The 23,133-nt window shown below is 70.2% G+C and carries 18 protein-coding genes; 14 read left to right on the top strand and 4 right to left on the bottom strand.

Annotated elements, in window-relative coordinates:
- The first annotated feature begins 29 nt into the window (after positions 1 to 29).
- From OR600_RS08530 to OR600_RS08475, 12 genes are all read left to right on the top strand, one after another.
- Positions 30 to 2,474, top strand: coding sequence for a glycogen/starch/alpha-glucan phosphorylase (locus tag OR600_RS08530; protein ID WP_135978425.1), 2,445 nt, complete (start codon positions 30 to 32; stop codon positions 2,472 to 2,474).
- A 65-nt stretch (positions 2,475 to 2,539) separates the two neighbouring features.
- Positions 2,540 to 3,688: a glucose-1-phosphate adenylyltransferase gene (locus tag OR600_RS08525; protein WP_251164167.1), complete on the top strand. Its 1,149-nt coding sequence runs from the start codon at positions 2,540 to 2,542 to the stop codon at positions 3,686 to 3,688.
- A gap of 2 nt (positions 3,689 to 3,690) precedes the next feature.
- On the top strand, positions 3,691 to 4,785 hold the full coding sequence (gene glgD, locus OR600_RS08520; protein ID WP_135978427.1) for a glucose-1-phosphate adenylyltransferase subunit GlgD: 1,095 nt from the start codon (positions 3,691 to 3,693) through the stop codon (positions 4,783 to 4,785).
- The gene (glgA, locus tag OR600_RS08515) at positions 4,785 to 6,272 is read left to right on the top strand and encodes a glycogen synthase GlgA (protein ID WP_265591004.1); all 1,488 of its coding nucleotides are present in this window, start codon (positions 4,785 to 4,787) and stop codon (positions 6,270 to 6,272) included. Before glgD ends, glgA begins: the two co-directional genes overlap by 1 nt.
- Positions 6,273 to 6,304: 32 nt before the next feature.
- Positions 6,305 to 9,703, top strand: coding sequence for a 4-alpha-glucanotransferase (locus OR600_RS08510; protein WP_265591003.1), 3,399 nt, complete (start codon positions 6,305 to 6,307; stop codon positions 9,701 to 9,703).
- A 330-nt stretch (positions 9,704 to 10,033) separates the two neighbouring features.
- On the top strand, positions 10,034 to 10,888 hold the full coding sequence (locus tag OR600_RS08505; protein ID WP_204829953.1) for an acyl-ACP thioesterase domain-containing protein: 855 nt from the start codon (positions 10,034 to 10,036) through the stop codon (positions 10,886 to 10,888).
- 11 nt (positions 10,889 to 10,899) lie between these two features.
- Positions 10,900 to 11,250 (top strand): phenylpyruvate tautomerase MIF-related protein, encoded by a 351-nt coding sequence (locus OR600_RS08500; protein ID WP_265591002.1) that lies wholly within the window; start codon positions 10,900 to 10,902, stop codon positions 11,248 to 11,250.
- Between the two features lie 21 nt (positions 11,251 to 11,271).
- A complete protein-coding gene (locus OR600_RS08495; protein WP_135978432.1) occupies positions 11,272 to 11,751 on the top strand; it encodes a UCP014422 family protein in 480 nt (159 codons plus the stop codon).
- 212 nt (positions 11,752 to 11,963) lie between these two features.
- Positions 11,964 to 12,104, top strand: coding sequence for a hypothetical protein (locus OR600_RS08490; protein WP_168354064.1), 141 nt, complete (start codon positions 11,964 to 11,966; stop codon positions 12,102 to 12,104).
- A 6-nt stretch (positions 12,105 to 12,110) separates the two neighbouring features.
- Positions 12,111 to 12,479: a hypothetical protein gene (locus OR600_RS08485; RefSeq protein WP_135978433.1), complete on the top strand. Its 369-nt coding sequence runs from the start codon at positions 12,111 to 12,113 to the stop codon at positions 12,477 to 12,479.
- A 219-nt stretch (positions 12,480 to 12,698) separates the two neighbouring features.
- Positions 12,699 to 14,096: an FtsX-like permease family protein gene (locus OR600_RS08480; RefSeq protein ID WP_168354065.1), complete on the top strand. Its 1,398-nt coding sequence runs from the start codon at positions 12,699 to 12,701 to the stop codon at positions 14,094 to 14,096.
- 159 nt (positions 14,097 to 14,255) lie between these two features.
- The gene (locus OR600_RS08475) at positions 14,256 to 15,998 is read left to right on the top strand and encodes an alpha-amylase family glycosyl hydrolase (protein WP_265591001.1); all 1,743 of its coding nucleotides are present in this window, start codon (positions 14,256 to 14,258) and stop codon (positions 15,996 to 15,998) included.
- A gap of 244 nt (positions 15,999 to 16,242) precedes the next feature.
- Here OR600_RS08475 and OR600_RS08470 read toward each other — a convergent pair whose 3' ends face one another.
- Positions 16,243 to 16,419, bottom strand: coding sequence for a hypothetical protein (locus OR600_RS08470; RefSeq protein WP_168354058.1), 177 nt, complete (start codon positions 16,417 to 16,419; stop codon positions 16,243 to 16,245).
- On the opposite strand from OR600_RS08470, the gene OR600_RS08465 reads away from it, so the two are divergent.
- The gene (locus OR600_RS08465) at positions 16,409 to 16,594 is read left to right on the top strand and encodes a hypothetical protein (protein ID WP_204829965.1); all 186 of its coding nucleotides are present in this window, start codon (positions 16,409 to 16,411) and stop codon (positions 16,592 to 16,594) included. The genes OR600_RS08470 and OR600_RS08465 overlap by 11 nt on opposite strands.
- Positions 16,595 to 16,624: 30 nt before the next feature.
- On the opposite strand, the gene OR600_RS08460 is transcribed toward OR600_RS08465, so the two are convergent.
- The gene (locus OR600_RS08460) at positions 16,625 to 18,019 is read right to left on the bottom strand and encodes a Wadjet anti-phage system protein JetD domain-containing protein (RefSeq protein WP_251164170.1); all 1,395 of its coding nucleotides are present in this window, start codon (positions 18,017 to 18,019) and stop codon (positions 16,625 to 16,627) included.
- Between the two features lie 623 nt (positions 18,020 to 18,642).
- Between OR600_RS08460 and OR600_RS08455 the strand changes: the two genes are divergently transcribed.
- Complete coding sequence (locus OR600_RS08455; protein WP_135978437.1) at positions 18,643 to 20,694, top strand: lipase family protein; 2,052 nt, start codon at positions 18,643 to 18,645, stop codon at positions 20,692 to 20,694.
- 232 nt (positions 20,695 to 20,926) lie between these two features.
- Here OR600_RS08455 and OR600_RS08450 read toward each other — a convergent pair whose 3' ends face one another.
- Together OR600_RS08450 and OR600_RS08445 are read right to left on the bottom strand one after the other, a co-directional pair.
- Positions 20,927 to 21,799, bottom strand: a complete 873-nt coding sequence (locus tag OR600_RS08450) for a spermidine synthase (RefSeq protein ID WP_265591000.1) — start codon at positions 21,797 to 21,799, stop codon at positions 20,927 to 20,929.
- On the bottom strand, positions 21,796 to 23,043 hold the full coding sequence (locus tag OR600_RS08445) for a 6-phosphofructokinase (protein ID WP_251173799.1): 1,248 nt from the start codon (positions 23,041 to 23,043) through the stop codon (positions 21,796 to 21,798). The genes OR600_RS08450 and OR600_RS08445 overlap by 4 nt, the downstream gene beginning before the upstream one ends.
- Between the last annotated feature and the right edge of the window lie 90 nt (positions 23,044 to 23,133).

The following is a 23,133-nucleotide window of genomic DNA, read 5'->3' as shown; positions in this document are numbered from 1 at the left end:
CCCACACCACTTCGAGAGAGAGCGCATACATGAAAAACGAGATCTTCAAGGACACCGAGCAGTTCAAACGCGAGTACCGCCGCATGGTCGAGTCCGAGGTGGGCAAGGGCTTCGACGAGGCCGACGACCACGAGCGCTTCGCCGCCCTCTGCAAGCTCGTCGCCTTCCGCGCCCGCGCCATCCACGTGCGCAACGACAACGCCATCGAGGCTCAGCGCAAGAAGCGCGTCTTCTACTTCTCCCTCGAGTTCCTCATCGGCCCCCTCCTCGAGAACTACCTGCTCAACCTCGGCATCCTCGACACCGTGAGCGAGGGTCTCGCCGAGATGGGCACGAGCCTCGAGGCCGTCTCCTCCTGCGAGGTCGACCCCGGCCTCGGCAACGGCGGCCTCGGCCGCCTGGCCGCGTGCTTCCTCGACTCCATGGCCCACGAGGGCATCGCCGGCTACGGCAACGGCATGCGTTACCGCTACGGCCTGTTCCGCCAGGTCATCAAGGACGGCCGCCAGGTGGAGGAGACCGACAACTGGCTGGCCAAGGGCTACCCCTGGGAGGTGCGTCGCCCCGAGTCCGCCGTGCCGGTGACCTTTGGCGGTGAGGTGGTACGCCACGAGGAGGACGGTCGCTACTGGTTCACCCTGGAGGGCGGCGAGACCGTCAACGCCGTGCCCTACGACATCCCCGTGGTGGGTTACGGCGGCAACACCGTCAACAAGCTGCGTGTGTGGGCAGCCGAGCCCGTGGAGGAGCGCTTCGACCTCGACGCCTTCAACGAGGGCGCCTACGCCGACGCCTCCAAGTTCCGCACGGACGTCGAGGCCATCTCCACGATCCTCTACCCCAACGACGCCGGCGAGCACGGCCGCATCCTGCGCCTCAAGCAGGAGTACCTGTTCGTGGCAGCGGGTATCGGCTCCATCATGCGCACCTTCAAGCGCGAGCACACCGGCGCCGACGGCACCGTCGACTGGGCCGCGTTCCCCGAGGCCGTCGCCATCCACACCAACGACACCCACCCGGCCATGTGCGGAGCCGAGCTCCTCCGCGTGCTCGTGGACGAGGAGGGCCTGGACTACGACACCGCGTGGGGCATCGTCACCCGCTCCATCAGCTACACCAACCACACGGTGCTGCCCGAGGCCCTGGAGAAGTGGCCCATCGACGTCTTCCGCCGCCTCCTGCCCCGCATCTACATGTGGATCGAGGAGATCGACCGCCGCTACCGCGAGGACTTCATGGTCGAGCACGGCGACCGCATGGACCTGCTGCGCGACACCGCCATCCTCTGGGACGGCCAGGTCCGCATGGCCAACCTGTCCATCATCTGCTCCCACTCCGTGAACGGCGTGGCCAAGATCCACACCGACATCCTGGAGCGCGAGGTCCTCAAGGACTTCTACGAGCTCACGCCCGAGAAGTTCAACAACAAGACCAACGGCATCTCGTTCCGCCGCTTCCTCGGCAACGCCAATCCCAGCTACTCGCGGCTCATCACCGACGCCATCGGCGACGGCTGGCTCGATGACGCCAGCGAGCTCAAGCGCCTCGAGGCCTTCTCAGCCGACCCGGTGTTCCTCGACGCCATGGCCGACTCCAAGCGCCTCAACAAGGAGCGCCTGGCCCGGTACGTGCGTGAGCAGACCGGCGTGGAGCTCGACTGCGACAGCGTCTTCGACGTCCAGGTGAAGCGCTTCCACGCCTACAAGCGCCAGCTGCTCAACATCTTCAAGGTGATGGACGTCTACAACCGCATCGTCGCCGACCCCTCCTACCGCCCCCGCCCGACCTCCTTCATCTTCTCGGGCAAGGCCGCCCAGAGCTACACCTACGCCAAGGAGGTCATCCGCCTCATCAACTCTGTGGCCGACGTGGTCAACAACGACCCCCGTGCCAACGAGATGATCAAAGTAGCTTTCATCCCCAACTTCTCCGTGGGCAACGCCGAGCTCATCTACCCGGCCGCCGAGATCTCCGAGCAGATCTCCACCGCCGGCATGGAGGCCTCCGGCACGTCCAACATGAAGCTCATGGCCAACGGCGCCATCACCCTGGGCACCCTCGACGGTGCCAACGTCGAGATCGCCCAGCTGGCCGGCCGTGAGAACATCGAGATCTTCGGCCTCGAGGTGGCCGACGTCGAGGGCTACAAGTCCCGCGGCGACTACTTCGCCTGGGACGAGTACAACCGCGACCGCGACCGCCTCGGCCGCGTGGTCGACGAGCTCGTGGACGGCACCTTCGCCCGCCTGTCCGGCGACTTCAGCCTCATCCACGACGGCCTCATGCATCAGAACGACGCCGACTTCGTCCTCAAGGACTTCCGCCCCTACGTCTCGGCGTGGGAGCACCTGGGCGAGGTCTACGGCGACCGCCGCCGCTGGAACCGGATGGCGCTTGCAAATACTGCGAACTCCGGTTTCTTCAGCTCAGACAGAACCATCCGCGAGTACGCTGAAGACATCTGGCACGTTTAGAGTATTTTCAAATTGAGGGAGTGGCCGGCGCCGTCGGCCCCCTGACAGATCGGAAGGGGTATCAAATGAGCAAGAAGGAGTGCCTCGCCATGCTTCTTGCCGGCGGCCAAGGTTCCCGTCTCGGGGCTTTGACCCGGTCCATCGCCAAGCCCGCCGTGTCCTTCGGCGGCAAGTACCGCATCATCGACTTCGCGCTCTCCAACTGCGCCAACTCGGACATCAACACCGTCGGTGTCCTCACGCAGTACAGGCCCTACCTGCTCCACAGCTACATCGGGACCGGCGCGGCCTGGAACCTCGACGAGCGCGGCGCGGGCGTCTCCGTGCTCCCGCCGTTCGCCACCGAGGCTGGCGGCTCCTGGTACGCCGGCACGGCCGACGCCATCTACCAGAACCTCGGCTACATCGAGAGCAACGACCCCGAGTACGTGCTCATCCTCTCGGGCGACCACCTGTACTCCATGGACTACCGTAAGATGCTGGACGTCCACATCAAGAACAACGCCGACCTCACCATCTCTGTCATGCCGGTGCCGTGGGACGAGGCCAGCCGCTTCGGCATCATCACCAAGGACGAGGACGACTCGGTGATCAAGTTCACCGAGAAGCCGGCCCAGCCCGACTCCAACCTCGCCTCCATGGGCATCTACATCTTCTCAACCGACCTCATGGTGCAGGCCCTCAAGGAGGACGCCGCCGATCCCGATTCCGAGCACGACTTCGGCAACAACATCATCCCGAAGATGCTCGAGGAGGGCCGTCGCATCTTCTGCTACGAGTTCAACGGCTTCTGGCGCGACGTCGGCACCATCTCGTCCTACCACGACACCGCCATGCAGCTGTTGGGCGCCAACCCGGAGTTCAACCTGTACAACAAGGACTTCCCGGTGATGAGCAACGCGCCCACCCGCCCGCCCCACCTCATCGGCACCGCCGCCTCGGTGGACGACTCCCTCGTGGCCAACGGCTGTCGCGTGTTCGGCGAGGTCAAGCATTCCATCCTGTCCACGGACGCCTACGTGGGCCCGCGCGCCCATGTGGTCGACTCCATCCTGCTGCCCGGCGCCAAGGTCATGGCCGGCGCCTACGTGGTGAACGCCATCCTGGGCGAGGGCGCCGTCGTGGAGGAGAACGTCAAGTTCGGCAGTGTCGACAAGGTCAAGGACACCGCCGTCGTCGGTGACAACGTCGTCGTTGGAAAGGGGGAGGAGTAACCGTGGATCGCTGCATCGGACTCATCACCGCCAATTATTCCGTCAAGAACCCGAGTGCCCTCACCGAGTCGCGCCCCCCTGCGGCGCTCCCGGTGGCCGGCCGCTACCGCATGGTCGACTTCGCCCTGTCCAACATGGTGAATGCCGGCATGCGCACCGTGGGCCTCATCCTGCCCTACAACTACCGCGCCCTCATGGACCACGTCGAGAGCGGCAAGGACTGGTCCCTCGACCGCAAGCACGGCGGCCTGTTCAACCTGCCCGGCTCCGCCTTCGGCAGTTCCCGCTCCGGCGCGCGCTTCCTCATCCGCGACCTTATCGACAACCGCATGTTCCTCGAGAAGGAGACCCGTCCCTACGTGGTCCTCTCGGCCGCCAACATCATCCTCAACATGGACTACACCGAGCTCATCGACGAGCACGTGAAGTCCGGCGCCGACATCACCGTGGTGACCAAGCGCGCCTCCGAGGAGAACGTCTCCCTCACCGGCTTCCACACCGAGAACGGCCGCGTGACCGGCGTACATCAGGGCGTCCAGTTCGGCGACACCGCCTTCATGGACACCTTCATCGTCTCCATCGACATCCTCAAGCAGCTTCTCGGCTGGTACGAAGCCGTGGACTACCTCGACCTCTTCGAGGCCCTCATCGGCGACCTCGACCGCGTCAACGTCCGGACCTTCACCTTCGATGGCCCGGCCATGGCGGTCTTCTCGGCCAAGTGCTTCTACAAGAACTCGATGAAGCTCCTCGACCCCGAGATCGACGACGAGATCTTCGGCGACGAGCGCCCCATCTACACCAAGGCCCACGACAACCCGCCCGCGAAGTACGAGCCGGGCTCCAAGGTGTCCAACGCCTTGGTGGCCGGCGGCTCCCGCATCGCCGGCTGCGTGGAGAACTCCATCCTCGGCCGCAGCGTCATCGTCGAGGCCGGCGCGACCGTCCGCAACTCCATCATCATGCAGTCCTGCACCGTCGAGAGCGGCGCCCGCGTGGAGAACGCCATCATCGACCGTGACAACGTGGTGCCCGCCCGCACCGAGCTCCGCGGCACCACCGACGACGTCCTCATCAAGGGGAAGGGAACCCTCTAGTGTCCGCCAAGGTCCGCAGGAAGCTCCGCATCGTCTTCGCCTCGGCCGAGGTCGCCCCGTTCACCAAGACGGGCGGCCTGGGCGACGTGGCCGGCTCGCTGCCCAAGGCCCTCGCGGCCGCGGGCTGCCGCGTCGCGGTCATGACGCCCAAGTACGGCTCTATCAAGCAGGAGTACGTCGACCGGATGGAGCACGTCTGCGACTTCTACCTCAACATGGGGTGGCGCAGCGAGTACTGCGGCCTCGAGCGCATCGTGTCCGACGGCGTGGAGTTCTACTTCATTGACAACGAGCACTTCTTCAAGCGCGACGGCGGCCTCTACGGCTATTTCGACGACGGCGAGCGCTTCGCGTTCTTCTCCAAGGCCATCACGGAGAGCCTGCAGTACCTGCCCGACTTCCGGGCCGACGTCCTGCACTGCAACGACTGGCAGACCGCCCTCGCACCGGTCTTCCTGCGCGAGTACTACCAGGGACTGCCGCTCTACGACAACGTGCGCACCGTGTTCTCCGTGCACAACGCCAAGTTCCAGGGTCAGTACGGCGACTCCGTGCTCGACACCGCCGGCCTGCTCTCGGCTCCCAAGGCCGTCGGTCAGATGTACTGCGGCCCCAAGACGGTGAACTACATGCAGGGCGCGCTCATCTACTCCGACCTGCTGTCCACCGTGAGCCCCACCTACGCCCAGGAGCTCAAGACCCCGTTCTTCGGCGAGGGTCTCGACGGCATCTTCCGCCAGCGCGAGGGCGCGCTCCACGGCATCGTCAACGGCATCGACGTGGACTCCCTGAACCCGGCTACCGACCCGGCCGTGCCGTTCAACTACTCGATCGACGATATGTCGGGCAAGGCCGCCTGCAAGGAGGCCCTCCAGCGCGAGCTCGGGCTGGAGGTCAACGCCGAGCGCCCGCTCGTGGCCATGGTGACCCGCCTCACCAAGCAGAAGGGCCTCGACCTCGTGCAGTACGGCCTCGAGCGCCTGCTGGGCCGCTCGGTGCAGGTGGCCGTGCTGGGCACGGGGGACCGTGCCTACGAGGACTCCCTGCGCTACTTCGACTGGAAGTACAGGGGGTCCATGAGAGCCGTCATCGACTTCGACCTGGGCCTGTCCCAGCGCATGTACGCCGGCGCCGACATGTTCCTCATGCCGTCGCTGTTCGAGCCCTGCGGCCTGTCGCAGCTCATCTCCATGCGCTACGGAACCTTGCCCATCGTCCGCGAGACCGGCGGCCTCAAGGACACCGTCACCCCGTACAACCGTTACACCGGCGAGGGTACGGGCTTCTCGTTCGCCAACTTCAACGGCGAGGAGATGTGCGACTGCGTGCTCAACGCCTGCGAGGTATTCTGGACCGACAAGCAGGCCTGGTCCTCGCTCCAGCGGCAGGCCATGGGCCAGGACTTCTCCTGGACCGTCGCGGCCAACCGCTACATCGACCTGTACTCGACGCTCCACCCCGAGGTGATCTCGCCCGACCGCGGCTAGGCGGGCGGCACCCCGAGAACGAGAGGAAAACCATGAGAGCCCTTCACAACAGCAGGGGCTCCCGGTACAGAGACCCATACGGCGCCGCCCCCCAGGGCGGCGCCGTCACGTTGACCGTGGACGTGTGGGACGACCCGGGAACCCAGGCATCCATCCGCACGTGGGTCGACGGCGTCGGCGAGACCTTCCTGCCCATGGAGCTCGTCGACACCGCCGACGACGGCCGCCTCACCTTCACCGGCGAGGTCCCGTGCGAGGAGCTCGGCATCGTCTGGTACGCCTTCCTCCTCGAGGGCTCCGACGGCACCGTGCGCTACTACGGCGCCCGCGAGGGCCGCACCGGCGGTGTGGGGCAGATGTACGATCACATGCCCCCGTCGTTCCAGATCACCGTGTACAGGCCCCGCGAGGTGACGCCCGACTGGTACAAGGGCGGCATGGTCTACCAGATCTTCCCCGACCGCTACAAGCGCGGGGCCGACTGGCGCGAGCGCACGGAGGCGGCCCTCTCCCAGGAGCGCGTGGGCGGCGTGCCCCGCTCCCTGGTGGAGGACTGGGACGAGCCGCCCGCGTACAAGCGCGACGACTCGGGCCGCGTGGCCGAGTGGGAGTTCTACGGCGGCACGCTCGAGGGCATCCGCGAGGAGCTGGGCCGCATCCGCGACATGGGCTTCACGGCCATCTACCTGAACCCCATCTTCGAGGCGCAGTCCAACCACCGCTACGACACGGGCGACTACCTGGCCGTGGACCCCATGCTGGGCGACGAGGCCGGGTTCCGCCGCCTGTGCGCCGAGGCCGCCGAGATGGGCGTCTCGGTGATCCTCGACGGCGTGTTCAACCACACGGGCGTGGACTCCCGCTACTTCAACAAGTTCGGCAACTACGACTCCGTGGGGGCCTGGCAGTCGCCCGACTCGCCCTATCGACCCTGGTACCTCATGCAGGAGGACGGCACCTACACCTGCTGGTGGGGCGTGGACGACCTGCCCGACACCGACAAGGCCAACCCCGAGTGGCAGGACTTCGTCTACGGCCCCGACGGCGTGGTGGCCCACTGGCTGCGCGCCGGCGCCCGCGGCTGGCGCCTGGACGTGGCCGACGAGCTCAACGACGCCTTCATCGCCGGCATCAAGGCCGCCGAGGACCGCGTGCTGCCCGACGCCCTGCTCCTGGGCGAGGTGTGGGAGGACGCCTCCAACAAGCTGGCCTACGGCGAGGTGCGCAAGTACCTCTGCGGCACCGAGCTCGACAGCGCCATGAACTACCCGTTCAGGGAGGCCCTGCTCCACTACGTCTGCGGCACCTGGCCCGCGGAGGAGATGGCGGAGCGCATGGCGTCGCTCAAGGAGAACTACCCGCCCGACGCCTTCTACGCCACCCTCAACCTGCTGGGCAGCCACGACCGCACGCGCCTGCTCACCATCCTTGGCGGCGCGCCCGACAAGGACTCCCTCAGCGACGACCAGCGCCGCGGGTACCGCCTCTCCGAGGGGCAGCGCGGACTCGCCAAGGGGCGCCTGTGGCTGGCCACCCTCGTGCAGATGTGCTCGCCGGGCGTGCCCTGCGTGTACTACGGCGACGAGGCCGGCCTCGAGGGCTACACCGACCCGTACAACCGTGGCACCTATCCCTGGGGCCACGAGGACGCCGACTGCGGCGCCATCTACAAGAACGCGATGGACCTGCGCCGGCAGTTCCCCATGCTGGTGAACGGCGGGTTCGAGCCGTTCTCCGTGGGTTCCGACGTCTACGGCTTCTGGCGCACGCCGGCGGCCGGCGACGACGAGGCCGGGGAGCGCATCTGCGTGCTCGTGAACCGCTCGCTCTCCGACGTCCACGAGGTGCGGCTGCCCATGGTGGCCGAGCTCTGCGACGACCTGGTGAGCGGGCGCGTGCCCGAGCGCGACGGCGACGAGGTCGTGGTGACCCTGGGCCAGCTGGGGAGCGCCCTGCTCTACTTCCACGGGCCGAGCCCCCTGGCCAAGCCCTTCGAGCGGGGCCTGGGCGTCATGTGCCACATCACCTCCCTGCCCCGCGAGGAGGGGCCGGGCACCCTGGGCCCCGAGGCCTACGACTTCGTGGACTGGCTCGAGCGCTGCCACCAGGGCTACTGGCAGGTGCTGCCGGTGAACCCCACCGACTCCTTCGGCAGCCCCTACGCGGGGCTCTCCGCCTTCGCGGGCAACACGGCGCTGGTGGACGGGTGCGGCAGGACACTCGAGGGGCTCTGGGAGGCCTGGGAGGCCAAGGGCGTGGCCGGGCTGCCGGCGGGCCTCGCCGGGCGCGGCCGCGTGGACGAGCGCGTGTTCACAGAGGCGCGCCTCTCGGCCTTCTCGGAGGCCAACGCCGACTGGCTCGACCCCTACTGCGCCTTCATGGCCGTGCGCGACGCCGTGGCCGCCGGCGAGGTGGCCGTGGATGCGGACGACGGCGTACCGCTTGAGTCCGTGGCCTGGCAGGACTGGCCGGCCCGCTACCGCGAGTACTCGCCGGCGCTCCTCGACGACCCGGTACTGGCGGGGCGCGTGGGCTTCCACCGGTTCTGCCAGTGGGTGTTCCAGGAGCAGTGGGACGGCCTCAAGGCCTACGCCAACGACCGCGGCGTGTCGCTCATCGGCGACATGCCCATGTACGTGAGCGAGGACTCCGCCGACACCTGGGCCAACCGCGAGGTCTTCAACCTGGGCGAGGACGGCCGCAAGGACGAGTCGGCCGGCGTGCCGCCCGACGCCTTCGCGCCGGAGGGGCAGCTGTGGGGCAACCCCACCTACGACTGGGGCCGCCTGGCCGACGACGGTTACGGCTGGTGGGTCGAGCGCCTGCGCAGGGCCTTCGGGCTCTACGACTACGTGCGCCTGGACCACTTCGTGGGCTTTGAGAACTACTACTCGGTGCCCGCCGGCAAGAAGGCCACCGAGGGCCGCTGGCTGCCGGGCCCGGGCAAGGCGCTCTTCGAGCGGGCGGCCGAGGTCTTTGGCCCGCTGCCCGTGATCGCCGAGGACCTGGGCACCATCACGCCGGCCATCCGCGGCCTCGTGGCCCAATGCGGCTTCCCCGGCATGGACGTGCTGGAGTTCGCCGATGCCGACCTCAGGGGCGGCTACGCCCCGACCCCGGGCAAGGTGGCCTACACGAGCACCCACGACACCGACACCCTGCTGGGCTTCGTGCGCTCCGCCTACGGGATCGCCGACGACAACGAGGCGCTCACCGTCGCCGAGAGGATCATGGCCGATGCGCTCCGGAGCGACACGCGCGTGGTCATGATGCCGCTGCAGGACGTCATGGGCCTGGGCACCGAGGCCCGCATGAACGTTCCGGGCCAGGCCGAGGGCAACTGGCGGTGGCAGGCCGACGCCGAGGGCCTGGCATCGGCCGAGCCGCTGCTGCGGCTGTTGACGGAGGAGAGCGGCAGGTCCCCGCGCTAGGCAGGACGTGACAGAGGTGCCTGGCCCATCTGTCACTTCGTATGTTTCTTTCTTGATTGCAATGGGCGCCCTGCATGGGTTGCCCGTGTTCGCCAAGGCCCCTCGGTCCAAGGGGGCCTTGGCGAACTGCCTTTTGCGTCCATGGGGCCGTCGATGTGGGCGGCCGTGCATGAAACCGCGTGAGGCTGGGACAGAAGTGCCCGGGTGTTGGGACAAAAGTGCCCGACCATTGGGACAGAAGTGCCCGGGTGGCGTCGGGGAATAAACCCCATGCACCAGCCCCGTGACCGGGTGTCGCGCCCGCGCCCGCCCCGCCCCAAGGAGAGACCCGTGGCCTTCCGGACCGCCTACACGCCCCTGTACCGCGACGCCGACGAGAGCGGTCGGGTCGGCACGCTCGGGCTCCTCGCCATGCTCCAGGAGTCGGTGCTCGGCCACGCCGCCGCCTTGGGCCTCGACCACGACGACCTCGTGCGCACCCGCGGCATCGGCTGGATGTTCGCCCGCTACCGGCTGGCCGTGGCCCGCAAGGCCGCCGTGCGCGTGCCGGTCACCCTCACCACCTGGATCTACGCGGCGCCGGGTGCGCGCTTCCTCAACAACGAGGTCCTCGTCGAGCAGGACGGCGCCCTCGTGGCGGCGGGCCGCGTGGAGAGTTGCTTCTACGACGTGCGCGCCCGCGCGGTGGCCACGCCGGAGGCCGTGGGCCTTGCGCCGTCGGCCCTGGAGCGCGACCTCGGCACGGCGCCGGTGGGGCCGTGGCGCGACCTCCCGGCCGACCCCGCACCCCTCGATCGCGTGCGCACCCACACCGTGGGCTTCACCGACCTCGACTCGTTCCGGCACATGACCAACCTGCGCTACCCGGGCCTCGTGGTGGACGCGTTCCCGTCGGCCGTCTACGACCGTCTCGAGGTCCGCGACATGGAGGTCCACTTCCTGCGCCAGTGCTTCGAGGGCGATCGCCTGGACGTCCTGCGCGCCGACGGCGTGGACGCCTCCCGCCTGCCTGCGCTGGCCGACGCCGGGCTCCCGCCCTCCGTTGGCCCCGCGCCCCGGCCGGAGCCGCCGTCCTCGTCCTCCGTGCTCGTGTGCCGTGACGGTCAGGTGGTGGCGGCGGCCCTCGTGGCCATGGGCGCGCCGGCAGGGTCCGTCGGCGGGTACAACCCCCTCGTCAGCCAGTGAGAGGAGAGGCCATGCCCGTCATCCGCACCTACACCTCCGAGCCCGTCTCCGAGAGCCAGCGCGACACCCTGAAGTCGTTCTACGGCGCCCTCATCGCCAAGGTCCCGGGCAAGAGCGAGTCCTGGCTCATGTGCGTCTTCGACGACGACCTGCCCATCTACATGGGCGGTTCCGCCGACGAGCCCGCTGCCTACGTGACCGTGGACGTCTTTTCCCGCGCCGCCGTGGACCCGGCGGTCTGGGGGTCCATGACCGGGCCCATCTGCGACGAGCTCCGCGACGTCCTGGGCATCGACCCGGCGCGCGTCTACGTGCGGTACGGCTCCACTCCCGACTTCGGCTGGAACGGTTCCAACTTCTGACAGATGGAAGGGATGGTCCCTGTGGAGAAGCTGCCTCCCGCAGAGAAGGTCTACGAGGCCTGGACGGCCGTCGAGGACGGCCATGCGCGCCTGGGCGACGACGGCGCCACCTGCACCGTGGTGTCGAGCGACGGCGCCAGGCGCTACACGGTGCGCCGCGAGACGGGCGCCGACGGCCGCGAGGTCTACCGCAGCAACGACAACGCCACGTACTGGCAGGGCTACGCTGGCTACCCGGTGATCGCCATGCTCATGCTGGAGGGCAGGGTGCCGCTGGACCTCACCGTTGCCGGCTGGTTCGCCGGCGTGGACTGGCATGCCGTCAACGCCGCCCACAAGGGCGACCACGCGGCGGCTGTGGCGGCGGTGGAGGCGGGGCGCGGCCTCAAGAAGGAGCGCGTGACCCACGCGCGGCAGGATGCCGAGAAGGCCCTGGACGTCCTGGCGGCCCTGGACATCGAGGTGGGTCGCAACGGCGTCAAGGTGGAGAGGCTGGGTTAGGCCAGGGTCGTCGTTCTGCCGTTGAGCATGGCCACCCTCCGGCCGTGGCGCCCTCCGGTCGACGCCGGCGCTTACGCGACACCCCCGCTTTGCACTAGGCTGGTTGCGCGGCCGCCGTCAGGCCATCCGCCACCTTTGCGGCGGGCCCGCGGGGCGTCTCGGGCGCTCGGGCACTCGGGCACCTCCGCCTCTCACCAGAAGGACAACTCCATATGGGCAACACCGCTCCCGTCGTCAGGGCGATCTACGGCGACTGCGTGATCAAGCGCGTGGGTCGCGCCGAGGGCCGTTACGAGACCTGGGTCTTCAAGACCTGCATGCTCACGGGCATGCTCCTGCTCATGGCCCCCTGAGGCCACGTGGTCCACGGCGCGCTCCCCGCCGACGCCTTTGCCCGGGCGGCGCCCGCCTACGGCGTCGGCTGGGTCGCCGCCATGGCGGTGTGCCTGGTCGTGGGCGACCCCATCGTGGCGCTCGTGGCCTCTAAACTCGTGAGCCGCCTCTCCGGCGACCGCTCCCGCTCCGCGGCCATGGCCCTCACGAACATCCTGGTGACGGCCACGGTCATGAGCCTGTACGGCGTGGTCGTGGGCGGCGCCGACGACGTCCTCGGCGCTTGGGTCCCCACGCTGCCCGCCATCTGGGCCTTCGCTTTCTGCCCCAACCTCTTCATCGTGGGCACGGTGGCCACGTGGGTCACCCTCAGGGTGGCCCGCGCCAAGGCATAGGGGCCGCCCCGCCGGGAGGGATCACCCGTGGGGCCCGCACCGCCGCGGCGTTGCGGGCCCCACCCTTACACCTCCGTCACCGCGATGTAAGCCCGGGCGATGGCAGCGGCGTCCCGGGCGGCGCACCATGGGAGTCGCCGGCTGTCCCCTTGCCAGCCGGTCGGGCGTCGGGCGCAGGTCCCGCGCCCGACGACCCGCCCCCTCCCGAAAGGCCCCGCCATGTACCTCAAGCTGGCCCTCGGCAACGTGCGCCGCAGCCTCAAGGACTACTCGGTGTTCTTCGCCACCCTCGCCTTCGCGGCCTGCCTGCTCTACTCGTTCTCCGCATCCGGCGACTACCTCGCCGCCATGGCCCTCACCGAGCGCCAGCGCGCCACCCTGGGATCCCAGCAGCTCAACACGGTGATGAGCGCGTTCTCGGTGTTCGTCGTCATCGTCTTCGCCTTCCTGGTGAGCTACGGGTTCCGATTCATCCTCAGGCGCCGCAAGCGGGAGTTCGCCCTCTACGCCATCCTGGGCATGGACGGCCCCCATGTGTCGAGGATCCTGCGCTACGAGGGGTTCCTCGTGGGCGCGGCCTCCTTTGCCGCGGGCGTCGCCGCGGGCGTGGTGTTCTCGCCCTACTTCATGCTGCTCGAGGCCTACGTCTTCGGCGTGGCCTGGGCGCCGGCCCTCGTGTTCTCCACGGGCTCGTTCCTCTGGACCCTGGGCTGCTTCGCGGCGCTCGTGGCCGTGGCCTGCGTCTCGTCGGGACGGGTGGTGTCGAGGAGCACCCCCGCCGCCCTGTTCTCGGCCGACAGGCGTCCGGAGCGGCTCCTGGGCGAGGGGCGCCCGTGGGCCCAGCGGCTCCAGCTGGTCGGCGGCGCCGTGCTCGTGGCGGCGGTGTGGGCGACGGTCCTGCTCCAGCCCGGCATGTTCCTCGCGATGCTGCTCCCCTTCGGCCTCGTTGCCCTTGCGGGCACGTACCTGCTGTTCCGCTCGCTGGCCCACTGCGTCCCCGCGTGGCTGCGGAGGCACCCCCGCCGCTACCTCTCCGGCCTCACGTGCTTCACGGTGCGCCAGGTGGAGGCCAAGGCGTCCAGCTCGGCCATGGCCATGGCCATGGTGTGCGTGCTGCTGGCCTGCGGCGTGTGCATGGTGGTCGCGGGCCTGGCCTTCTCGGTGGGCATCAGGGACGGCGTGGCGCCAGGAGCCGGCATATCCGACCCGTTCACATGGGCGCCCATCGGCTTCATCGGACTGTTCTATGGCATCGCCTTCCTGCTGTCGGCCATGGCGGTCCTGGCGCTGCAGCAGCTCTCCGAGGCTGCCGACAGCGCCATCCGCTACCGGGTGCTGGCGGACCTCGGCGCCGACGACGCCATGATGGGCCGCTCGCTCCGCTCTCAGCTGGCCGTGTACTTCGGGGTGCCGCTCGCGGGCGCGCTGCTCCACGACGCCGTGGGCCTCACCCTCATCGCGCTGCTGGCCATGGGCGTGGGCGCCGGCGGGTTCGGCGCCATGGCGGGGGCCACCGTGGCCGGCGTCGTGGTGTTCATGGCCCTCTACTACGCCGTGACCTACGCCGAGTGCCGGCGAATCCTCTTCGCCGGCCGGGCAGCGCGCCGCGAGGTCTGACGTCCGCCACGGCGGGCGCCGCCGCCCTCCGCCCCCGGAACGGGTACGCACCCCGCGGGCCCGGCAAACGGTTCACAGACTGAAACAAAGTTGAACATTCTGCCGCCGTTGGCTAGACTCGGGCCTCTGGAACGAGCACCCGTGTGGAGAGGATCGCCCATGCCCTGGTACGACGAGGCCGTGTTCTACCACATCTACCCGCTGGGTCTCCTGGGCGCGCCGCGCCAGAACCCCTACGGCGAGCCGCAGCACCGCCTGCCGGGGCTCGTCCCCTGGCTCGACCACCTGCGCGGCCTCGGCGTCACGGCGCTCTACATCGGCCCGCTGTTCCAGAGCGTGGGCCACGGCTACGAGACCTGCGACTACCGCCTCGTGGACACGCGCCTGGGCACCAACGACGACCTCCGCGACCTCGTGGCCGCCGCCCACGACCGCGGCATCCGCGTGGTGCTCGACGGCGTGTTCAACCACGTGGGCCGCGACTTCTTCGCCTTCTGCGACCTGCTCGAGCACCGCGAGGCCAGCCCCTACCGCGACTGGTTCTGCAACGTGGACTTCGGCGGGGACAACTCCTACGGCGACGGCCTCTCCTACGGCACCTGGGGCGGCTACGACCTGCTCGTCAAGCTCAACCAGAGAAACCCCGCCGTGCGCGACTACCTGCTGGACGCTGTGCGCATGTGGGTGGCGGAGTTCGACATCGACGGCATCCGCCTGGACGCCGCCGACGTGCTGGACTTCGACTTCATGCACGCCCTGCGCGCGGTGGCCAACGCCGTGAAGCCTGACTTCTGGCTCATGGGCGAGGTCATCCACGGCGAGTACAGCCGCTGGGTCAACGGCGACACGCTCCACGCCGTGACCAACTACAGCCTCCACAAGGCCCTCTACAGCGGCCACAACGACCACAACTACTTCGAGATCGCCCACACCGTCAAGCGCAACTACGACATGGGCGGCGACCGCGTGGACGGCCTGCGCCTCTATAACTTCGTGGACAACCACGACGTGGACCGCATCTGGACCAAGCTGGACGACAAGCGCCACTTCGAGCCGGTCCACGTGCTCATGTACACGCTGCCCGGCACGCCGTCCGTCTACTACGGAAGCGAGTTCGCCATCGAGGGCAAGCGGACCCCCTACGCCGACGACATGCTGCGCCCGGCCCTGGACCTCGCGGACTTTCGGGACTCGCCGTCGGCCGCCCTCATCACCGCCCTGGGCGCCATCCGCCGCGAGACGCCCGCCCTGTCCTATGGCGAGTACCGCGAGCTGGCCCTCACCAACCGGCAGTACGCCTTTGCCCGCACACTGGAGGGCGGCGACAGCGCCATCGTCTCGGTGAACAACGACGACAACCCCGCCACGGTGACCGTGGACGCCCTGGGCCGCCCGGCCTACACGGGTGCGCTCGCCGGGCGCACGGCGAGGGCCCACGACGGTGTGGTGGACCTGCCCATGGAAGCGTGCTCGGGTGAGGTGTGGCGCCCCGCGGACGGATCAGACGGGGAGGGCACCGCCGACGGCGGTGCCGCTGCTGCCGCGGAGGCCGCCCGCGAGGCCCAGCGCCGCATGCGGGAGGAGGCCGAGCGGCGCCGTGCCGAGGAGGAGGCTCGCGCCGCGGAGGCCCGTGCCGCCGAGCAGGAGCTCCTCGACCGCGCCCGCGAGGCCGTTGTGGCCCGCGAAGCCGACGAGGGGGAGGGCCGGGAGACGCCCGAGCTGTCCATGGATTTCCTCCTCGGGCGCGAGAGGCCCTTCGAGGACATGACCGTGCAGGAGCTGCAGCTCTCGGTCCTGGCCCAGATGGCCATGCGTGGCCCCGTCACCGAGCAGATGCGCCGCGACGTGGCCGAGAACACCTACCACGACTCCCTGGTCAACTGGGCAAAGAGCTTCAACTAGGGGCCCCTCGCCCCGCGCCCCTGTCCCACCACCCGGACACTTTTGTCCCAATGGTCGGGCACTTTTGTCCCAATCGCCGGACGGCCCGCCCGTGGAAGCTTCTGCAGGCGGAAAGGCGCCCGTGGAGGCTTCTGCGGGTGCCCGGTCAAAGTGGCGAAGGGCCGGCCCTCCCGAAGTGGGACAAAAGTGTCCGACCAAAGGGACAGGCGGCCGGTCTGCGCCGCCACTCGCCGCGGCCGCCCCGCTACCTGCCGTGGGCCGCGGCCCCCCGCTCCGCCATCGGCGCCCACCGGTCGCCATGCCTCCAGAGCAGGTAGAGGGTCTGCGTCGCGCCCGCGTCTCCAATGGGCACGAGCGAGCGGCCCTCCGGCCGCCCCCCGGCCTTCTCGGTGTAGAAGGTGAGCAGCGGCGTGGTGTCCATCCCCAAGTCGGTGCACCGCGAGCGCATCGAGGAGAACATCGACATCTTCGACTTCGAGCTCTCCGAGGCCGAGATGGGCGAGGTCGCCTCCCTGGACCGCGGCGCGAGCGAGATCGTGGACCACGGGGACCCCGCCTTCATCCACACGATTGGCACGATGAGGATCCACGGGTGACGGGGTGACGGGACGGCTTGCCCGGGCGCCCTACTCCCACCCGTCGGCGGCCTCCAGGGCCATCGCGCGCACGTAGGCCGCCACGCCCATGGACGCCGCCCGGGCCGCGTCGGACACCAGCTCCATCTGCTCGGGGGAGAGGTGCACCGTCACGGTGGTCCCGGTCGCCCCGCGTCGGTCCGGCTCGCCGGAGCCCGCCGTCCCGCCGCCCGCGGCTTGCCGCACGGCGGGGCCGCCCGTCTCGGCCATCTGGGACAGCACCCACTCGTAGGGGACCTTCTCCTGCTCCACGCGGCGCGGGCCCGGGCAGTCCTTGGAGCAGAGCCGCTTGTAGAGGATCCTGTCGGCACCGTTCAGGTGGTCCAGCCGCGCCGCGCGCCGCGCGCCCTCGTCCACATCCACGCCAAAGCGTGAGAACCGCCGGTAGGTGCCGCCGTCCATGGCGAGGGTCCGCGCGGCCACGCCCCGTGCCTCGCAGGCGGCCACGAAGCGGTCGGCGATCTCCAGGCCCGCGGCGTCGATGTCGCCCCAGTAGTAGACGTGCTCGGCCGCCGCCAGCCACGGAAGGTCGTCGAGGGCCCGCGGAGCGGTGGCGCCCTGCCCCCACAGGCACACGGCCCCGGGGACCGACAGCGGGAACGCCTCCATGGAGTCGCGGTTCTCGCTCACCACGACGGTCCTCGGCTCGTACGGCGGCTCCCAGGGCGCGTCGCCCGACAGCGCGAACGCGAACCGGGGGTGCCCCGGGTCCGACGCCCATGCGGGGTCCAGCAGCCGCCACTGCCACACGCGCTCCCGCTCCGAGAGGCCGAGGCCGCGCCGATGGGTGAGCAGCAGCACGCAGCGCCGGCGGTCCCGGTCGTCCAGCCACTTGCTTCCCAGGCCGTCGACGGGCAGCTGCCGCGCGGTGAGGCCGGTGGGGTCGTGGGTCAGGAACCAGTCGGCCACCTCCAGCAGGAGCTTGATCCCCTCGCGGTCCCAGCACTCAGACAGGCAGAGGAGCTCCTCGGCCTCCCCGGCCGAAAAGGGACCGTAGGGGCGGAACGCGCGGGCATGGGCGTTGAGCCGCGACATCGTGGCCGAGAAGGGCCCCGAGAGGCGTGAGACGTCCTCGGGGGTGAGGCCGACCAGGGCCGCCGGCAGCTCCATGGGGGCGCCGGTGGCGGGGTCGGTGCGGGGCACGGCGGTGTGGGGGAGCCGCGCCTCGGCGATGGCGCGGTCGAGCTCGTCGGCGGCCTCGAGCCAGGGCTGCGGGCCGGTGTTCAGCTCCTGCTGGGAGGGGGCGCCGAGGTCGAGGTCAAACGGCTCCGGCGGCTCGGCGTCGCGGAGCAGCGCGGCGGCGTATGCGAACCGCCGGGCCTCGAAGTGCCGCAGCACGGAGAAGCGCACCTCTCCGAAGGTGGGGTAGCGTCGCTCCTGTGTCATGGGCCCTCCTCGCCGTCGCCGCCGTGCCGCGCCCCATGCTACCGGATGTGGCAGAGGGGGCGCGGCTCCTCTCGTGTGCGCCGCGTGACAGAGGCGCCTGGCCCATCTGTCACTCCTCTTATTGCGGTATTGATGATTCCCCCGGCGGCGACCGTGTCGCCGGGGCGTCCCAGCGGGGGGCACGTCCGCAGCGGGGCCCGTGGGCCGTGGTGGGGTCTCTCCGCAACGGCGCCCTGCAGGGCCGCCCTGCAACGCCCCTCTGGCGCGGGCCCGCGTTGCCGTGCGCCCTCCAGCGCATTCCTGCCGCAAGGGGGTCTTGGAGGGTGGGTTTCGGCACGCGAAGGCGCCCCGATGCGCGATCCGCCGCCCCGCAGCGGGTCCCTGTCGCAACGCCCCGTTGCAGGGCGCCCCTACAGGGTGGCCCCGCTGCATGCGACCCCTGTAGGGCGGCTCCGCCGCGGCCTCGGACCGGGGCGCCCCCGCTCCGCCGGCGATGTGGGACAAAAGTGTCCGACCATTGGGACAAAAGTGTCCGGGTGATGGGGCGGGGCGCCGGGATGCGTGCGCCGCGGGGTAGAGACCACCCCGACAGACCCGCGCCCGCCGATCCCTCGGGAGGCCCCATGCAGCCCGCTATACCCTACGACCAGCTCCTCGCCAGCCCCACCCTGCGGCGCGTCGAGGTTTCCTACGGCACCGACGACCCCAAGATCGAGCACGAGACCAAGGAGGGCTACATCCCCGCCTCCTGCACGGCGCCCTTCGACCCGGCGTGGTTCTCGCTCCCAGCGGACCGCTACAACCCGCTGCTGGCCACGTCGTCCATGGGGCTCGCCTCGGCCACCTACGGCAACCGCCAGGCCAACGGCTTCTCCTATATCCTCGACACCATGGCCGCCTACGGCTTCAAGGACGTCGACATCAGCTCCTACCTGCATCGCAACAGGGACGACCACGCCGACATCGACCATGACGTCAACCTCGTGGCCTACGCCTTCGGCCACCAGGCGCTCGCCGGTCCCGACGGCGAGGGGTTCGAGCTCGTGGCCTGTGTGGTGCGCGGGACATCTCCCACCCTCGAGTGGCTCTCGAACGCCGACGTCGCGGACTCCGTGGAAGGCGGCGACTACGCCTCGCTCCGCTGGCACGAGGGCTTCCGCGCCAGCGAGCTGGAGTGCCTGGGCAACCTCGAGCGCTACCTGCGCGACCACGGCCTGGACACCGCGACCACCCGCATCTGGAACTGCGGCCACAGCCGCGGCGGCCCCATCTCCAACATCTTGGGCATGGACCTGGACACCTGGGGCGACCGCGGATTCTCCGTGACGCCCGACCACGTCTACACCTACACCTTGGCCTGCAGCCTTACCACCTTCGACGAGGACGCCCACGGCCCGCGCTACGGCAACATCTGGAACATCAACCACCCGGAGGACTTCATCGGCCGCATCCCAGCCGCCCACTGGGGGTTCCGACGCTACGGCACCGACGTCTTCCTACCCTCCATCGCCACGTCCTACCGGGCCTTCCAGCGCACCAAGGCCGACGCCGACAGGCGCTTCCTCGCCCTCGGCGGCGCCAGGGCCTACACCGTCCACGGCATCGCCGGCCCCGACTCCTTCGTGCACGAGGCGGTGTGCTGCGCCGCCACGGTGGCCGAGATGTACGCGCTGCCCCATGCCGCCGGGTGCCACTGGCACCCGTTCAGCGACTTTTTCCAGGCGTTTTGCCGGGTGGCCGGAACGGCCGGCCTCGAGCGGGTGAAGGCCGCGGCCTCCCTGGCCCGGCTGGCCGCCGGGGCCTACTGGCACGCCTTGAGCTACTTCGTGGAGGACCAGTTCCTCAAGCCCCTGAGCCCCATCACCCACAACGAGCAGCACTACCTGGCGCGCCTGGAGGCCGTCGACGCCCTCGGCGAGGACGTCCTGGACGGCTGGCGCGCCGACACCCGGCGCATCACCTTCTACGGCACCCTGGACGTGGACGTCGTCTGCCTCGACGACCCGCACCCCACCGACACCTTCAACGACGGCGCCGTGAGCCTTGAGGGGGCGGCCCTGCAGCCCCGGGCCGAGGGCGGCCGTGTGGTGAGCCGGATCGTGGGCGACAAGGTGGACCCCGACCTCCTCGACACCCCCGACTCCGTGGCGGTCTATGCCGACCACCGCGCCGACCGCCTCTGCCTGTGGCTGCCCGTGGACGGCCGCTACCTCGTGCGCCTCACCGCCCGAGAGGACAACGCCGCCATCGACGCCACCTGCGCCGTCTGCCACCCCGAGGGGGCGGTGCTCGCCCAGGAGGTCTTCTCGGCCGGGTCTCTGGCTGCCGGCCACTCCCTGGTCCTCGACGGGGCCGACCTCGTGGGGCGCCTGCCCCAGGGGCGCGTGGAGGAGGCCTGGGCCAGCTTCGCCGAGAGGGGCGACTTCCCGCCGACGCTCGCCGTGGACGCCGTGCCGTACCCGCCCCGCCCCGACGGCGGCGACGCCGTGGGAGACCGCGGCCTCATGGCCGGCGACCACGCCCTGCTCCGCGCCTACGAGGTGGCCGGCCACCGGTTCCGCGGCTGGCACGAGGACGCCGGCGACGGGACGCCGGGGCGCCTCGTGAGCCGCGACCGGGTCATGACCGTCAAGGTGGGGGAGGAGGACGCCCGCTACGTGGCGGTCTTCGACTGACCCGCCCCTGCCCCACTGGCCCATCACCCGGACACTTTTGTCCCAATGGTCGGGCACTTTTGTCCCATTTGGACGCATGGGGGGGCGCCCGCGGAAGCTATTACGGGTGAAAAGGCATCCGCAGAACGTTCCGCGGGTGCCGGCGTCCGCGTGACGGCCGAGACGCCCACCCGTTGGGACAAAAGTGCCCGGGTGATGGGACAAAAGTGTCCGACTGGTGGGACACGGCCCCTCACAGGGGGTAGGCGCCCGGCACCTCCCGGTCAGCGTCGCTCGCCACCAGCAGGTGGTTCTCCTCCTCGGCCAGGGGGTCGGGACACGGCACGTCCCACACGTGGGAGAAGGTGCCGAGCAGGGCGTCCCGCGCTGCGAGCACCGGCGACGGGTCGGTGGGGGAGCAGACCACGTTCGCCACGTAGAGGCCTCCGGGGGCCATGGCGCCCTTGGCCAGCGAGAGGCCCACGGGCGAGAGGAACGCCTCGGGGGCGTCGGTGCCGGCATAGGCGTCGTTGATCACCGCGTCGAAAGGCCTGCCGCCTTTCATGGCCCGCCGCGCGAGGAACCGCAGGCCGTCGTCGGTCACCACCCGCAGGCGGGGCTCGCCGGAGGGGGTTGATCCGGCCCTGGCCACGGCGTCGTCCAAGTGGAACTCCCGGCGTGCGATGGCCACCACGGCCGGGTCCACCTCCACCACGGTCACCTGCACGGCGTCGTCCACGGCCACGGCATGCCGCGGCCATGCGCAGCCTGCGCCGCCGATGACGAGGACCGACCGGGCGTCGGCCCCCTCGACGGCGGCCCGCCCTCCCGCGTCCTCCGCCCTGGCGGCCCCGTCGCGCAGCACCAGGTCGAAGCCCCGGGCATAGGCGGCCGCGGGCTCGTCGGGGTCGTCCAGGTACATGACCGTCTGCCAGCCGCCGCCGAGGGACAGCACCCGTATGGCGCGGCCGTCGGGGCTCGTGGTGGTGAAGACGTGGGCCCGGCCGAACATCGTGGGAAAGAGGCGGTCGTCCCTGCGCCCCAGCACGGTCGTGGCGGCAGCAGCCGCCACGGCGGCCCCGGCGCCCACGGCCACGGCGGCCGCGACCCTCAACGGGCCCCTCACGCGTCCTCCTCGGGAAGCCACAGGTGCCAGGGCAGGCCCTCCACGAAGGTGGGCGCGGCCTCGCCCTGGATGAGCGGGCGCACGTACTCCCGCATCTCGTCGGTCACGCCCATGCCGTCCGGACGGATCCACTCCGCGGGCACCGGGCGCACGCGGTTGGCCACGGCCGATATGGCCGACAGCCCATAGGACACCGAGTAGGGGCGGTTGTGCTCGCGGCGCATCACCGGGACCATGCCCGTGCAGCCGTCCTTGGCCGCCTGCACGGCCACGCCTCCCAGGGTGGAGGCCTCCTCGAGGTCCGTGGCGCTCGCCAGGTGCGAGGCGCAGCGCTGGAGCGTGGAGAACTCCACGGCGCGCGTCTTCACGCCCAGGCGCCCCTTGACCAGGGCGGCCAGGTAGCGGCCCACGCCGCTCTGGGTGGCCACGTGGCCGAAGGCGTCGATGCCCACGGACTCGTCGCGGAACAGTGGCTCGCCGTCGGCGCGCACCACGCCCTCGCTGGCGGCGACCACCACGGTGTCGCGCTCCTCCAGGAGCCCCTCCACGGCGGCCACGAAGGCGTCGACGTCGAGCGGGGCCTCCGGCAGCAGGATGATGTCGGGGCCGCCCGCGCCGGGGCGCCCGGCCAGGGTGGAGGCCGCCGTGAGCCAGCCGGCATCGCGACCCATGATCTCCACCACGGTGACGCTCTTGAGGAAATAAGCGGCGGAGTCGCGGGCCACCTCCTTCACGGCGCAGGCCACGAACTTGGCCGCGCTGCCGTAGCCGGGGGTGTGGTCGGTGCCCACCATGTCGTTGTCGATGGTCTTGGGCACGCCCATGAAGCGGATGGGGCTGCCCGCGCGTTCGCCGTACCGGGCGAGCTTCTCGATGGTGTCCATGGAGTCGTTGCCGCCGATGTAGAGGACGGCGTCCACCCCGAGGGTCTCGAAGCGGGAGAAGAGCCGCTCGAACGGCGCGGTGTCGCCGTCGGGGTCGGGGAGCTTGTAGCGGCAGCTGCCGAGCAGGCTCGCCGGCGTGCGGCGGAGGAGGTCGAGCTGGAGCGGGTCCGAGAGCAGGCCGTCGAGGTCCACCACCCGGCCGGCCAGCACGCCCTCGATGCCGTTGCGCATGCCCAGCACCCGGGCCCCCAGCTGGTGGGCGCACTCGAAGACGCCGGCGAGCGTGGCGTTGATGGCCGCCGTGGGCCCTCCCGACTGCCCTACCAGCACCGTCGCGTTCCAGCTCTCCTGTGGTGCCATGGGCCCTCCTCGCGTGTCGAAACGTGCAGGACCCACTTTAGGGCAACCGGCGGCGACAGGGTACCGGGTCGGCCTGCCGCCGCCGGGGCC

It is taken from the genome of Granulimonas faecalis (genome assembly GCF_022834715.1).
Taxonomy (GTDB): domain Bacteria; phylum Actinomycetota; class Coriobacteriia; order Coriobacteriales; family Atopobiaceae; genus Granulimonas; species Granulimonas faecalis.
This window is presented reverse-complemented; position numbering and strand designations above follow the sequence as displayed.